The following is a 230-nucleotide window of genomic DNA, read 5'->3' as shown; positions in this document are numbered from 1 at the left end:
CTCTATGGTCGTCAAGAAATTCTGTAGCCAGAATGTCCAGATGGACAGCCCAGCGAATCCGGATATGCGATATTTGTGGTTCGTTGCGAACTTTCGGTTCGTATCATCTTCACCACCGCAATCTGCGCTAGCAAATTGCTTGGGTGTTATATGGTCAAGCCTCACGGGCAATTAGTATTGGTTAGCTCAACGCCTCACAGCGCTTACACACCCAACCTATCAACGTCGTA

General features: G+C 48.3%; 1 rRNA gene. It reads right to left on the bottom strand.

Features of this window, described 5'->3' with window-relative positions:
- Window positions 1–150 precede the first annotated feature (150 nt).
- Window positions 151–230 (bottom strand): 23S ribosomal RNA (locus JOY50_RS28900); the annotation flags it as partial.

This window comes from Pseudomonas sp. BP01 (assembly GCF_022760795.1).
Lineage (GTDB): Bacteria > Pseudomonadota > Gammaproteobacteria > Pseudomonadales > Pseudomonadaceae > Aquipseudomonas > Aquipseudomonas putida_Q.
The sequence above is the reverse complement of the archived record's forward strand: the minus strand, read 5'-3'. Positions and strand labels throughout refer to the sequence as shown.